The organism is Acuticoccus sediminis, assembly GCF_003258595.1.
GTDB classification, from domain to species: domain Bacteria; phylum Pseudomonadota; class Alphaproteobacteria; order Rhizobiales; family Amorphaceae; genus Acuticoccus; species Acuticoccus sediminis.
Window position 1 is genome coordinate 87,997 of the sequence record NZ_QHHQ01000008.1, and the last position, 15,055, is coordinate 103,051.

Here is a 15,055-nt window from a genome sequence, read left to right on the forward strand (position 1 = left end):
GACCTGCCCCGGCCGAAGACCGGGGCGTGACGGCGGTTATTCGGCTGGCGCCGCGCTGGCTGCCGTCTTCGGCTTGCGGCGGAACAGGCCGACGAGGCGCTGCACCGCCACGAAGAAGATCGGCACGAAGACCACCCCGAGGATCGTCGCCGACAGCGTGCCGCCCAGCACGCCCGAGCCGATGGCGTTGCGGCCCGCCGAGCCCGCGCCGGTGGAGATCACCAGCGGCAAGACGCCCAGCGAGAAGGCCATCGACGTCATGATGATCGGGCGGAAGCGCTGTCGCGCGGCCTCTCTCGCGGCTGTCACCGGATCTTCCCCGCCGTCCATCCTTTCTCGTGCGAACTCCACGATCAGGATCGCGTTCTTGCCTGTGAGGCCGATGACGGTGAGGAGGCCGACCTGGAAGAACACGCCATTGTCGAAGGAGCCGAGCCACGCGCCCGCCAGCGCGCCGAGGACGCCGATCGGCATCGCCAGCATCACCGCGAACGGGATGGTCCAGCTCTCGTAGAGCGCCGCCAGCGACAGGAACACCGCCGCGAGGGACAGCGCGTAGAGGAGCGGCGCCTGCGAGCCGGACTCGATCTCCTCCAGCGACAGGCCCGTCCAGGCGATCTGGAAGCCGGGAATGTCGGCGGCGAGACGCTCCACCTCGGCGATCGCTTCACCGGTCGTGACGCCGGGTGCGGGCGTGCCCTGGATCTGCATCGAGGGGATCGCGTTGTAGCGGTAAAGCCCCTGCGGGCCGTACCGCCAGCCGCCGGTGGCGAAGTTCGAGAACGGCACGAGGCCGCCTTCGGCGTTCGACACGCGCCACAGCCGCAGATCCTCGGGGGCGGAGCGCGCGGACGGCTCGCCCTGGATATAGACACGCTTGATCCGGCCCTGGTTGAGGAAGTCGTTCACGTACTGCCCGGCCCACGCGATCTGCAGGAGATCGCCGACGTCGGCGGCCGTGACGCCCATCGCACCGGCGGCGCGCCAGTTGATGTCGAGGTTGAACTGCGCCGCGTCCTCGAGGCCGTTGGGGCGTGCCGACGCGATCAGCGGCGACGCCGCCATGGCGCCGAGCAGCTGGTTGCGCGCCTCGAGAAGCTGCTCGTGCGTCTGCCCTGCGCGGGCCTGGAGGTAGAAGTCGAAGCCCGACACGTTGCCGAGTTCGATCACCGCCGGCGGCACCACCGGGAAGACGAGCGCGTCCTGGATCTGGCTGAGCGCGCCGTAGGCCCGGCCCGCCAGCGCCTGCACCGCCTGGCCCGGCTCGGTCCGCTCGTCCCAGTCCTTCAGCCGGACGAAGCCGATGCCCATGTTCTGGCCACCGCCCGCGAACGAGAAGCCGACCACCGTGAAGATGGAGTTCACGTCGTCCTGCTCGTGGTCGAGGTAGTAGTCCTCGATCGTCTTGATGGTCTGGAGCGTGCGCCCTGCCGTGGCGCCGGTCGGCGCCTGGACGAGGGTGAACATGATCCCCTGGTCTTCGTCCGGCAGGAAGCCCGTCGGCGTGTTGATGAAGAGGTAGACCATGCCCCCGGCGAGGGCGAGGTAGATGATGCCCATCCGCAGCGGCCGCCCGGCGGTCGCGCCGACCAGCCTGGAGTAGCCGTTCTGCGTGGCGTTGAAGCCGCGGTTGAACCAGCCGAACGGACCGCGCTTCACGGCGCCGTGCTTGGGCTGCTTCAGGAGCTGGGCGCAGAGGGCCGGCGTCAGCGTCAATGCGACGACCACCGACAGCGCCATCGCCGAGACGATGGTGACGGCGAACTGCTTGTAGATGACGCCGGTCGAGCCGCCGAAGAAGGCCATCGGCACGAACACCGCCGACAGCACCATCGCGATGCCGATGAGGGCGCCCGTGATCTGCCCCATGGACTTGCGTGTCGCCTCGCGCGGGGTGAGGCCTTCCTCCTCCATGATGCGCTCGACGTTCTCCACCACGACGATCGCGTCGTCGACGAGGAGGCCGATGGCCAGCACCATGGCGAGCATCGTCAGCGTGTTGATGGAGAACCCTGCCGCCGCCAGCACGCCGAACGTTCCGAGCAGAACGACCGGCACCGCGAGCGTCGGGATGAGGGTCGCGCGGAAGTTCTGCAGGAACAGGAACATCACGAAGAACACGAGCACGATCGCCTCGAAGAGGGTGTGGATCACCGACTCGATGGAGATCGTGACGAACGGCGTCGTGTCGTACGGGACGACGTAGGAGACGCCCTCGGGGAAGAACTGGGCGAACTCGTCGACCCGTGCGCGGACGGCCTCGGCGGTGTCGAGCGCGTTGGCGCCGGTCGCGAGCTGGATCGCCATGCCGGACGCCGGCTGGCGGTTGTAGCGGGCGATGGTCTGGTAGCTCTCCGCGCCGATCTCCACCCGGGCGACGTCCTGCAGGAGGACGAGGCCGCCGTCGGTCTCGGCGCGCACGACGATCTGCTCGAAGTCCTGCGGCGTCTGCAGCAGCGACTGGGCGGTGACCGTCGCGTTCAGCATCTGCCCCTCGACCGCGGGGAGGCTGCCGAACTCGCCGGCGGAGATCTGCGCGTTCTCTGCCGCGACGGCGTTGACCACGGCCTCGGCCGACAGCTCGTAGGCGGCGAGCTTGGACGGGTCGAGCCAGATGCGCATCGCGTACTGCGAGCCGAACACCTGCACCTTGCCGACGCCCTGGATGCGGCTGATCTCGTCGACCATGTTGGACGTCAGGTAGTCGGACAGGTCCACCTGATCGAGCGCGCCGTCTTCGGAGATGAGCGCGATCACCATGAGGAAGCCGGCGGACGACTTCTCCACCGTAATGCCCTGGCGCTGCACGGTCTCGGGTAGGAGCGGTGTCGCCTGACTGAGGCGGTTCTGCACCTGCACCTGCGCGATGTCGGGGTCGGTGCCGGTGCGGAAGGTGAGGGTGATCTCGGCCTGGCCCGTCGACGTCGAGTTCGACGAGATGTAGCGCAGGCCGTCGAGACCGGTCATCTGCTGCTCGATGACCTGGGTGACGGTGTTGGCGACCGTCTCGGCGGACGCGCCGGGATAAGTGGCTGTGATCTGCACCGACGGCGGGGCGATCTGCGGGTACTGCGCGACCGGCAGCGTCATGATCGCGAGGATGCCGACGCCCATGATGATGATCGAGATCACCCAGGCAAAAACGGGACGATCAATGAAGAACTGTGCCATGAGTGACCTTTAGCAGCCCGGCAACGTGCAGCAGCACGCTTAGCGATCGGTCCCTAGAGCACATTCCGCGAACGGGCTCCAGAACTTGAATGTCGCATTCGCCGGGGAGGGGGGCAGGATCCACACTTCCTGAGGCGAGCTTATAGCAGCCGATCCCCGCGCGGCCTACCGGGGCGGCGCATCTCAGTGTTGCGACGCACCATCCGGCCGGAAGGTGTGGGATCCCTGCCGCGCCGGCCCTCGCGACGGCGCGAGCGGATGCCGCCCGTTATCGCGGCCAGCGCGGGGCCCGGCGTAGGATGCAGAGGAGCCGGGTGCTCAGGCGTAGGCGACGTCGACCACGCCGGGTATCGACTTGATGGCGTTGGCGACCGATCGCGAGACGGCGCGCGGCTCCCGCAGGGCCATCTCCACCTCGCGGCCGCCGCCCTGGGTGAGGGCGACTAGCTTCACCGTGCACATCCCCTGATGACCGATCAGCCGCTCGATCGAGGTGATGACGTCGGCGCGGTCGAGGAAGACGGTGAGCGTCGTCGACTGCTTGGCGGCCAGCTTCTCCAGCGGCTCCACGTGGCCGATGCGGATCGAGATGCCTTCCTCCTCCTCCCGCGCGGTCACGGAAAGGAGGACGCAGCTCCCCGGCTCGAGCTTCTCCCGGTACGCGTCGAGCGTGTCGGAGAAGGCGATCGCCTCGTACTGGCCGGACGGGTCGGAGAGGGCGAGGATCCCCATCCGGTTGCCGCTCTTGGTGCGGCGCTCCTGCCGTGAGACGACAACGCCGGCGATCTTCGCCCCCTCTCCCCGGCGCACGGCGGCCGGGAAGTCGCGCCACTGCGGCACGCCGGCCTTCTCCAGCGCCTCGCGGTAGTCGTCGAGCGGGTGCGCGGAGAGGTAGAAGCCGATGGCGTCGAGCTCGCGCTTCAGCCGCTCGTGCGGGGTCCAGACCGCATTGGTGGGCAGGCGGATGTCCTCCGCCGCGCTGGCGCCGAAGAAGTCGTTCTGGCCGACCGCCGCGCCGGAGGCGACGCGGTTGGCAACGCCCAGCACCTGTTCCAGACCCGCCGAGAGGCTGCCCCGGTCCGGCACCCAGACGTCGAAGGTGCCGGCCGCGACGAGCGCCTCCATGGAGCGCTTGGGCGCGGCCTTCGGGTCGAGGCGGTTCGCGAAGTCCGAGAGGTCCTTGTACGGCGCCTTGGCGCGCGTCTCCTCGATGTGGTGCACGAGGGGCCAGCCGACGCCCTTGATGGCGCCGAGGCCGTAGACGATATCACCCTTCTCCACCGAGAACTCGCCCTTCGACTTCTCGATGGAGGGTGGCAGCACCTTTATGCCCATGCGCTGCGCCTCGCCCCGGAAGTCGGCGAGCTTGTCGGTGTTGCCCATGTCGAGGGTCATCGACGCGGCGAGGAACTCCGACGGGTAGTGCGTCTTCAGGTAGGCCGTATGGTAGGCGACGAGGGCGTAGGCGGCGGCGTGGGACTTGTTGAACCCGTAGTTCGCGAACTTGGCGACGAGGTCGAAGATGCGGTTCGCGTCGGCCGCCCTGGTGCCGTCCTTCACCGCGCCGTCGACGAAGCGGTCGCGCTGCACCGCCATTTCGGCGGCGATCTTCTTGCCCATGGCGCGGCGCAGCAGGTCGGCTTCGCCGAGCGAGTAGCCCGACAGGACCTGCGCGATCTGCATCACCTGCTCCTGGTAGATGATGATGCCGTAGGTCTCTTTCAGGATCGGCTCGAGCTTGGGGTGGAGGTAGTCCGGCTCCTCCAGCCCCTGCTTGCGGCGGTTGTAGCTCGGGATGTTGTCCATCGGGCCCGGGCGGTAGAGCGCCACGATGGCGATGATGTCCTCGAACCGGTCGGGCTTCATGCCGACCAGCGCCTTCCTCATGCCCTGACTTTCCAGCTGGAAAACGCCGGCGGTCTCGCCCCTCGCGAGCAGCTCGTAGGTGGGGCCGTCGTCCAGCGGCAGGGTATCGAGGTCGATCTCGTCCGGGATCAGGGCGATTGCGCGCTCGATGGTGGTGAGCGTCTTGAGGCCAAGGAAGTCGAACTTCACCAGGCCGCCCGATTCCACCCATTTCATGTTGTACTGGGTGACGGGGAGGTCGGACCGCGGGTCGCGGTAGAGGGGGACGATCTCCTCCAGCGGCCGGTCGCCGATGACGATGCCGGCGGCGTGGGTGGAGGCGTGGCGGTAGAGCCCCTCGAGCTTCAGCGCCATCTGCAGCAGGCGGTCGATCTCGCCGTCCTGCGCCTTCGCCTCCTGCAGCTTCGATTCCTGCTCCAGCGCCTGGCCGAGGGTGATCGGGTTGGCAGGGTTGGAGGGGACGAGCTTGGCGAGCTGGTCGACCTTGCCGTACGGCATGTCGAGCACGCGGCCGACGTCGCGCACCACGGCGCGGGCCTGGAGGGTCCCGAAGGTGATGATCTGCGCCACCCGGTCCGGGCCGTAGCGCTCCTGGACGTAGTGGATGACCCGGTCGCGCTTCTCCTGGCAGAAGTCGACGTCGAAGTCCGGCATCGAGACGCGTTCCGGGTTGAGGAAGCGCTCGAACAGGAGGTCGAAGCGGAGCGGGTCGAGGTCGGTGATCGTCAGCGCGTAGGCGACGAGCGAGCCGGCGCCCGAGCCGCGGCCCGGCCCCACGGCGACGTCGTGCGCCTTCGCCCACTGGATGAAGTCGGCGACGATGAGGAAGTAGCCGGGGAACTTCATCCGGCAGATGATGCCGAGCTCGTGCTCCAGGCGGTGCTCGTACGCCTCGCGGTCGACGCCGGGCGCCATGCCGCGCGTGGCGAAGCGCCGTTCTAGGCCGTCTTTCGCCATCTGGGTGAGCCGCTCGGCCTCGGCCTCCAGCTCCTGCTCCTCGGTCTTGTCCTCCGGCGGCAGGCCCTGGGCCTTGCGCTCGGCGGCGATGAAGCGCGGCAGCATCGGCGGGCACTTCTTTACCCGGAAGTGGGAGCGCATGGCGATCTCGACCGTCGAGGCGATCGCCTCCGGGAGGTCGCTGAAGAGGGCCTCCATCTCGCCCTGGGTCTTGAAATAGTGTTCCGGCGTCAGGCGCCGCCGGTCGTCGTCGGCGAGGCGGCGGCCTTCGGCGATGGCGATCAGCGCGTCGTGCGCCTCGTAGTCGTCGCGCTTGGCGAAGTAGACCTCGTTGGTGGCGACGAGGGGAACGCCCCTGTCGTAGGCGAGGCCCACGGCGAACGCCTCGAACGTGTTCTCCGCCGTCGTCCCGTGGCGCTGGAGCTCACAATAGAAACGATCTCCGAACGTTTCGCGAAGTTCGTCGAACAGCGCGGCGGCGCCGTCGGTCTCGCCGAGCTCGAGCGTCTTGCCGACGGGACCGTCGGTCCAGCCGGAGAGGGCGATGATGCCGTCGGCGTAGGGGGCGAGGCCGTCGACCGGGACGGCGACGGTCTCGCCGTCCGACTTCAGGTAGGCGTGGCTGATCAGCCGCTGCAGGTTGGCGAAGCTGTCCGGGCAGGTGGCGATCAGGGGCATGCGGGCGATGGGCGTGATCCGCCGGCCACCCTGGATCCGCTCGGCGAGGCGGATGGGGACGGTGCAGGCGATGAGGGGCTGCACGCCCTCGCCATACGCCTTTTCCGAAAACTCCAATGCGCCGAAGAGATTGGCCGTGTCGCTGACGGCGACGGCGGGCTGATTGTCCGCCGCTGCAAGCGACACGATCTTCTTGAGGTGCAGCGCGCCTTCCAGGAGAGAGTAGGCCGAGTGGACCCTCAGATGGACGAACATGACGCGCCTCCCAGATACCGGCGCTCACCTTAGCGCCGGATCGGTCCGATGGGATCACACGAGGGGGACCTGCATTCCGTCAATCCACAGAATGAGGGCGACGACGAAGGCCGAACAGGAAACGAACGCACCACAATCGAGAAAGAACCGCTGCATCACTGACCTCTCTTTGTTCTCATTGGAACGTAGTAGAATGTTCCGAGAACATCAAGCGTGATTCGCGAGAAACTTATTCGACAGATAGCGTCAATTATAGCGCGACGATTCGGCCTTCCTTCAGGGTTACCGTGCGGTCGAGCTGGCTCGCGAGGGCCTGGTTGTGGGTCGCGACCAGCGCGGACAGGCCGGTGTCCCGGCTGAGCGACAGGAACGCGTCGCGAACAGTCTCGGCCGTCGCCTGGTCGAGGTTGCCGGTCGGCTCGTCGGCGAGGATGACGCGCGGGTTGTTCGCCACCGCGCGCGCGATGGCGACGCGCTGGCGCTCGCCGCCGGACATCTCGCCCGGCCGGTGGGTGCGCCGGTGGGCGAGGCCCAGGCGGTCGAGAAGTTCGTCCGCGCGGGCGAGGGCATCCTTGTACGACGCCCCGGCCAGACGCTGCGGCAGGGCGACGTTCTCGCGGGCGGTGAAGTCGCCCAGGAGGTGGTGGAACTGGTAGATGAAGCCGATCCGGTCCCGGCGGAGCATCGTCCGCTCCTTGTCCGACAGGCCCGTCGCCTCGACGCCGTCAATGGTGACGACGCCGCTGGTCGCGCCCTCGAGGAGGCCCGCGATCTGCAGCAGCGTCGACTTGCCGGCGCCCGACGGCGCGACCAGCGCGACGAGCTCGCCCGCGTTCAGCGAGAGGTTGGCGCCGGTGAGGACGTGCACCTCTTCGGACCCGTCCGAGAACGTGCGCACGATGTCGGTCAGAACGAGAGGGGTCGTCATCACTCGGCCTTCAGCGCTTCGACGGGGTCCGTGGTGGCCGCCTTCCACGCCGGCGGGATCGTCGCGATCAGCGCCAGGAGCAGCGAGATGACGACGACCATGGTGGTCTGCGTGGAGGAGATGTCGGACGGGATCTGCGTCAGGTAGTAGAGCTCCGGCGGGAAGAGCTGGATGTTGAAGATCGTCGTGATCGCCTGACGGATGTTCTCGATGTTCACGGCGATCAGCGTGCCGAGGCCGAGGCCGATGAGCGTGCCGCCGACGCCGATGGTCAGCCCCACCATCAGGAAGACCCGCAGCACCGTCCCGCGCGAGGCGCCGATGGTGCGCATGATGGCGATGTCGGGCGTCTTTTCGTTCACCAGCATCGTCATGGAGGAGATGACGTTCATCGACGCCACCAGAACGATGAGCGTCAGGATGATGAACATCACGTTCCGCTCCACCGTGAGCGCGGAGTAGTAGGCGCGGTTGTTCTGCCGCCAGTCGGAGAGGTAGAGGGGCCGGTCGGCGGTCTCCGCGATCGCGGCTTTGAGGCCGTCCATGTCGTCCGGCGAGTCCGAGAAGATCTCGATGCCGGTCGCCTGGTCGTCCATGTTGAGGTAGAGCTGCGCCTCGGCGATCGGCAGGTAGGCGATGGTCCCGTCCACCTGGCTCATGCCGACGTCGAAGATGCCGATGACGGGGAAGTTGTCGATCTGCGGCGTCTGGCCGAACGGCGTCACCGGGCCGTCCTGGGTCATCACCGTGACCTTGTCGCCGATGGTGACGCCCAGCGCGCGGGCGAGCCCGGCGCCGATGACCATGCCCTTCTCCTCCTCGCCGAAGTTCTTCAGCGTGCCGGCGACCATGTGCTCGTCGAGGAGGGGCGTGCGCTCCATGTCCTTGCGGGAGACGCCGCGCAGAAGGATGCCCGTCGCGCCGCCGTTGCCGGTCGCGTAGGCTTGGCCGAGGACGTAGGGCACGGCGCGGTCCACGCCCGGGATCGCCTCCAGCTTCTCGGCGAGGCCCTCATAGCCGGGCATCCCGTCGGCCGCCTGGACCACGACGTGGCCGGAGATGCCGAGGATGCGGCTGAACAGCTCCGTGCGGAACCCGTTCATGACGCTCATCACGATGATGAGCGCCGCGACCCCCAGGACGATGCCGGTGATCGACAGCGTCGAGACGATCGAGATGGCGCGTTCACGCCGGCGCGCGCGCAGGTAGCGCCGCGCGATGGACCATTCGAGCGCGCCGAAGGGCGTCACGCGGTGGCCCCCGCCGTCGACGCGAGGCGGTTCATCAGCTCGGCCTCGCCCATCGTCGTGCGCTCGCCGGTGGCGCGGTTCTTCAGCTCGACCTCGCCGGCGGCGACGCCGCGCGGGCCGACGATGACCTGCCAGGGGAGGCCGATGAGGTCCATCGCCGCGAACTTGGCGCCCGGGCGCTGGTCCGTGTCGTCCACGAGGACGGTGCGGCCCGATGCCTCGAGCCCGCGCTCCAGCCGGTCGACGACCTCGTCGCACGCCGCGTCACCGGGGCGCATGTGGACGATGCCGACCTGCCACGGCGCCACCGACTCGGGCCATATGATCCCGTCGTCGTCGTGCGAGGCCTCGATGATCGCGCCCACCAGACGCGAGACGCCGACGCCGTATGAGCCCATGTGGACCGGCACCTCGGTGCCGTCGGGTCCGGCGACCACGGCGCCCATCGGTGCGGAGTACTTGGTGCCGAAGTAGAAGATGTGGCCGATCTCGATGCCACGCGCCTCGACCCGCTTGTCCTTGGGGATCGCCGCGAATGCCGCTTCGTCGTGCATCTCGTCGGTGGCCGCGTAGAGCGAGGTCCAGTCGTCGACGATCGGGGCGAGGTCGCCCATGAAGTCGGTGTCGGCGGGCGGGACCGGCTTGTCGAGCATGTCCTTGTGGCAGAACACGGCGCTCTCGCCGGTCGAGGCGAGGATGATGAACTCGTGGCTGAGGTTGCCGCCGATGGGGCCGGTGTCGGCGCGCATCGGGATCGCCGTCAGCCCCATCCGGCGGAAGGTGCGCAGGTAGGCGACGAACATGCGGTGGTAGGCCCGCTCGGCCGCGGCCTGGTCGATGTCGAACGAGTAGGCGTCCTTCATCAGGAACTCGCGCCCGCGCATCACGCCGAAGCGGGGCCGCACCTCGTCCCGGAACTTCCACTGGATGTGGTAGAGGTTCATCGGCATCGCGCGATAGGAGCGGACGTGGGTGCGGAAGATGTCCGTCACCATCTCCTCGTTCGTGGGGCCGTAGAGCATGTCGCGCTCGTGCCGGTCGGTGATGCGCAGCATCTCCGCCCCGTAGGCGTCGTAGCGGCCCGACTCGCGCCACAGGTCCGCCGACTGGATCGTCGGCATCAGGATCTCCTGCGCGCCGGCGCGGTTCTGCTCCTCACGCACGATGTTGGCGACGTTCGTCAGCACCCGCATGCCCGCCGGCAGCCATGAGTAGATACCGGCCGACTGCTGGCGGATCATGCCCGCCCGCAGCATCAGCCGGTGCGAGACGATCTCCGCCTCTTTGGGAGTCTCTTTCAAAAGGGGCAGGAAAGTCCGGGAAAGACGCATGATTGGCTCGCTGATCGGGTCGGGGGCTATTGGACCGCTTCACCCGGCCGGGTCAATCGCACCCCACCGCACCAAGCGCCGCATTGCGCCGAAAAACACCCGAATCCCGGGGTTTTTCGCCGAAAAATGTCTGCTTCAAGACCATTTTATCCTGTTGTCACACAGCCCGGTTAAGCAGCCCGCCGTGCCCACATGCTGGGCGTGCACGGCGAAAATGACGGCAGGCGCGGGCAGGGAACATGGATCAGCAGCGATCTGAATGCGGCAGCGACATGCGCCGCCCCCCGGCCTCCCGCCGCTGTCCACAGCCCTGACGACCCCGCGCGACGCCCGAGCGGCCGTCCGCCCCACCGTTTCAATTCAGACATCACGCGAAGCCCAGGGAAACTGACATGGAAGACGCCCCCACCGCTACCGGCGAGCTCGTCGCCACCATCGTCGCACAGCTCGACAGCACCGTCGGTGAGGGCGGCTCCGAGGTCGTGGCCCACGAGGACGGCCGTCTCTACGTGACCAACGGCGCGATCGGCGCCATCGACGTCTACGACATCGAGTCCGAGACGCTGGTGACCTCCTTCGACCTCACCGCGCTCGCCGGCTACGAGAGCCTGCAGTCCGTCGACGTCAGGAACGGCGTCGTCGCCGCGGCCATCGCCCGGCCGAACCTCGACGACGGCGGCACCGTCGTCGGCCAGCCCGGCTTCGTCGCCTTCTTCGACGCCGGGACCGGCGCGCTGCTCTCCACCGCCGACGTCGGCAACCTGCCGGATTCGATCCACTTCACCGACGACGGCAACACGCTCGTCGTCGCCGGCGAGGGGGAGTTCAACGCCGACAGCGACACCGACGACAATCCGCTCGGCACCATCGCGGTGATCGACACCTCCGATGCGGCGAACCCGGTCTCCACCGTGCTCGACTTCGCGTCCTTCTCCACCGCCGACTTCGAGATGGCCGGCCTTCGCGTCGCGCCGGGTGTCCCGGTCGCCCGCGACGCCGAGCCGGAGTTCGTCGCGATCAGTCCCGACGGCGCCACCGCGTACGTGACGCTGCAGGAGAACAACGGCATCGCCGTCGTCGACCTCGCGAGCAAGACCATCACCGGCGTGGTCAGCGTCGGCCTGCAGGACCACTCCGTCGCGGGCCTCGATCCCGAGGACGACGGCGCCATCGGCATCGGCACCCACGACAACCTCGTCGGCCTGCGCATGCCGGACGCCATCGTCGCCCACGAGATCGGCGGCGAGACCTACCTCTTCATCGCCAACGAGGGTGACGGCCGCGGCGACGCCGACGACGGCTTCCCCGGCGACGAGGCGCGCGTCGGCGACATCCTCGACGGCGACGTGCCGGGCCTCTCCATCGACCCCTCCGTGGACACCACCGGCCTGGAGCGCCTCACGGTCTCCACCGTCGACGGCGACACCGACGGTGACGGCGACATCGACGTCCTGCACGCCTTCGGCTCGCGCTCCTTCTCGATCCTCGACACCGAAGGCAACGTCGTCTTCGACTCCGGTGACGCGTTCGAGCGGATCGTCGCCGATCTCGCCGGCGAGCGCTTCAACAACGACGACGGCGACACCATCGAGGCGTCCGGCGGTGACGAGGTCGACAACCGTTCCGACGCCAAGGGCCCCGAGCCGGAGGCGATCGCGGTCGGCGAGATCTCCGGCGAGGTCTACGCCTTCATCGGCCTGGAGCGGGACTCGGGCGTGATGGTCTACAACGTGACCGACCCGATGGCGCCCTCGTTCGTGACCTACCTGGAGCCGCTGTTCGAGGCGACCGGCGACGACGTGGCCCGCGTCGGACCGGAGACCATCGCGTTCATCTCCGCCGCGGACTCCAGCACCGGCGCCGCCCAGATCGCCGTCGCCAACGAGATCTCCGGCACCACAATCGTCTACGAGTTCGTACCCGCGCTGGCGATCTACGACATCCAGGGCGCCGGCCATCTCTCGGCCTATGACGGCGACGTGGTCCAGACGACGGGTATCGTCACCGCCGTCGACACCAACGGGTTCTACCTCCAGGACGTCGACGGCGACGGCAACGACGCCACCTCCGACGGCATCTTCGTCTTCACCGGCTCCGCGCCCGCCGTCGCGGTCGGCGACGAGGCGACCGTTACCGGCACCGTCGACGAGTACCAGCCGGGCGACCCGGAGGACGCCAACCTCACCATCACCGAGATCGTCTCCCCCGAGGTGACGGTTCTGTCCTCCGGCAACGCGCTCCCCGCGGCGACGTTGATCGGCGCCGCCGGCCGCACGCCGCCCACCGAGGTCGTCATCACCGACGGCGAGACCCCGGTGGACCTGGCGCTCGACCCGGGCACCTTCGAACCGGCCGTCGACGGCATCGACTTCTACGAGTCGCTGGAGGGCATGTACGTCCAGCTCGACGACCCGGCGGTCATTTCCACCACGAATTCCTACGGCGAGACCTGGATCCTGACCGACGACGGGGCCGGCTCCACCCCGGGCCTCAACGACCGCGGCGGCATCAACATCAATGCCGACGCGGACGGCTACGGCGACCTCAACCCCGAGCGCATCCAGATCCAGGAAGACTCCGGCCTGACCCCCGGCGACATCGCCTTCGAGGTCGGCACCGAGCTGCAGGATGTCTTCGGCGTCGTCTCCTACTCCTTCGGCAACTTCGAGGTCCTCGCGACCGAGGCGGTCGTCGCCGAGGCGGAGAGCACCAACACGCGCGAGACGGCGGCGCTCGCGGGCGGCGAGAACGAGCTCCTCTTCGCCACCTACAACGTCCTTAACGTGACCGCGAACGAGGCTGACGGCGACGCGGACCAGATCGCACAGCTCGCGCAGCAGATCGTCGACCACATGGGCTCGCCCGACATCGTCGCCCTGCAGGAGATCCAGGACGACTCGGGCGTCACCGACGACGGCACGCTCTCGGCGGACGAGACGCTGCAGGCGATCGTCGACGCCATCGCCGAGGCTGGCGGCCCGCGGTACGAGTTCGTCTCGGCCGTGGTCGACGAGGACGGGGAGACCGGCGGCGTTCCGGGCGGCAACATCCGCAACGCCTTCATCTACAACCCCGACCGCGTCGAGCTGCAGCGGGCGATCACGCTGGAGAGCGACGTCCTCGCCGCCTACGGCGTCTCCAACCCCGACGCGTTCGAGGGCGCGCGCGATCCGCTGATGGGTGTCTTCACCTTCAACGGCGAGACGGTCACCGTCATCAACAATCACTTCTCCTCGCGCTCCGGATCGACGCCGATCTTCGGCGCCACGCAGGAGTTTATCCAGGCCGGCGAGGACGCCCGCCAGCAGCAGGCGCTCACCGTCAACGAGGTGGTGGACGCGCTTCTCGCGGACGATCCGGACGCCAACGTCATCGTCAACGGCGACCTCAACACCTTCGAGTTCACCGACGAGGTGGCCGACGATCTCCAGGGCACGCTGGGCGGCAAGGTGCTGACCAACCTCATCGACGGCGTCGACGAGGGCGAGCGCTACACCTACGTCTTCGACGGCAACAGCCAGGTCCTCGACCACATCCTGGTGTCGAACAACCTCGCCGGTCAGGCCGAGGCGGACATCGTCCACGTCAACAACGACTTCCTCGACTACGCGTCGGACCATGAGCCGGTCGTGGCGCGCATCACGATCGGCCTGCCGCGCGTGGTCGTCGGGACGGACGGCGACGACACGCTTCAGGCGCGTGCCGACGGCGGCCGGGTGGACGGCCTCGGCGGCGACGACATCATCACCGGGTCGCGCGCCGACGACCGCCTCTTCGGCGGGACCGGCACCGACACCGTCAACGGCATGGGCGGCGACGACGTCATCGTCATCGTCGACGGCATCGCCGACGGCGGCGCCGGCGCGGACCGCGTCGTCGGCGGCAACGGCGACAACGTGCTGCACGGCGGCGGCGGCAGCGATGAGCTCGAGGGGCGACGCGGCAACGACGTGCTGTTCGGCGACGACCGCCGGGACACCGTTCTCGGGCAGGGCGGCGACGACGTGATCCGCGGCGGCAACGGGCGGGACGAGCTGAGCGGCGGCGCCGGTGACGACACCGTGGTCGGCAATGCCGGCGACGACGTCGCCGGGGGCAACGGCGGCAACGACCTGGTCGCGGGCCAGGATGGCGACGACACGCTCCTCGGCGGCAACGGCCTCGACACGCTGCTCGGCGGCGACGGCGACGACAGCCTGTCCGGCGGCGCGAAGGCGGACCAGCTCTCCGGCGGCAATGGCAACGATACGCTGTTCGGCGACGACGGGCACGACCAGCTCTTCGGCAACGACGGCGATGACTTCATCGTCGGCGGGGCCGGGAACGACACGGCGACCGGCGGCGCCGGCGCGGACACCTTCGTGTTCGAGAGCGGCGCGGGCGCCCTCATCATCGCCGACTTCGAGCAGGGCACCGACCTTCTCGCCCCGCTCACGGGTCCGGTCGACTTCGACGAGCTCTCGTTCTCCGGCGATACCATCCGCGATGCGGACGGAGACGTGGTGGTGCGCTTCTCCGACGGGTTCCTCGCCACCTCGCTGACCGAGTCCGACTTCGCCCTGATCGCGATCTCCTGACCGCTGGTCAACACGGACTGCGACGGCGCCGGGTCATTCCCG

6 protein-coding genes are annotated in these 15,055 nt (G+C 68.5%); 1 reads left to right on the top strand and 5 read right to left on the bottom strand.

Going from position 1 to position 15,055, the window contains the following annotated elements:
* Positions 1–36: 36 nt before the first annotated feature.
* From DLJ53_RS28000 to proS, 5 genes are all read right to left on the bottom strand, one after another.
* Entirely contained in the window at positions 37–3,171 is a 3,135-nt protein-coding gene (locus tag DLJ53_RS28000) for an efflux RND transporter permease subunit (RefSeq protein WP_111351515.1), read from the bottom strand.
* 318 nt (positions 3,172–3,489) lie between these two features.
* On the bottom strand, positions 3,490–6,927 hold the full coding sequence (gene dnaE / locus DLJ53_RS28005; protein WP_111351516.1) for a DNA polymerase III subunit alpha: 3,438 nt from the start codon (positions 6,925–6,927) through the stop codon (positions 3,490–3,492).
* A gap of 250 nt (positions 6,928–7,177) precedes the next feature.
* The gene (locus DLJ53_RS28010; RefSeq protein WP_111351518.1) at positions 7,178–7,855 is read right to left on the bottom strand and encodes an ABC transporter ATP-binding protein; all 678 of its coding nucleotides are present in this window, start codon (positions 7,853–7,855) and stop codon (positions 7,178–7,180) included.
* Positions 7,855–9,105, bottom strand: coding sequence for a lipoprotein-releasing ABC transporter permease subunit (locus DLJ53_RS28015; RefSeq protein WP_211100693.1), 1,251 nt, complete (start codon positions 9,103–9,105; stop codon positions 7,855–7,857). Before DLJ53_RS28015 ends, DLJ53_RS28010 begins: the two co-directional genes overlap by 1 nt.
* Positions 9,102–10,436, bottom strand: coding sequence for a proline--tRNA ligase (proS, locus tag DLJ53_RS28020; RefSeq protein ID WP_111351519.1), 1,335 nt, complete (start codon positions 10,434–10,436; stop codon positions 9,102–9,104). The genes DLJ53_RS28015 and proS overlap by 4 nt, the downstream gene beginning before the upstream one ends.
* A 392-nt stretch (positions 10,437–10,828) precedes the next feature.
* Here proS and DLJ53_RS28025 point away from each other — a divergent pair, with 392 nt between their 5' ends.
* Positions 10,829–15,013, top strand: coding sequence for a choice-of-anchor I family protein (locus DLJ53_RS28025; protein WP_111351521.1), 4,185 nt, complete (start codon positions 10,829–10,831; stop codon positions 15,011–15,013).
* Positions 15,014–15,055 lie beyond the last annotated feature (42 nt).

Coding starts and splice junctions, on each gene's coding strand:
- DLJ53_RS28000 (WP_111351515.1), bottom strand. CDS start 3,171: ATGGCACAGTTCTTCATTGATCGTCCCGTTTTTGCCTGGGTGATCTCG.
- dnaE (WP_111351516.1), bottom strand. CDS start 6,927: ATGTTCGTCCATCTGAGGGTCCACTCGGCCTACTCTCTCCTGGAAGGC.
- DLJ53_RS28010 (WP_111351518.1), bottom strand. CDS start 7,855: ATGACGACCCCTCTCGTTCTGACCGACATCGTGCGCACGTTCTCGGAC.
- proS (WP_111351519.1), bottom strand. CDS start 10,436: ATGCGTCTTTCCCGGACTTTCCTGCCCCTTTTGAAAGAGACTCCCAAA.
- DLJ53_RS28025 (WP_111351521.1), top strand. CDS start 10,829: ATGGAAGACGCCCCCACCGCTACCGGCGAGCTCGTCGCCACCATCGTC.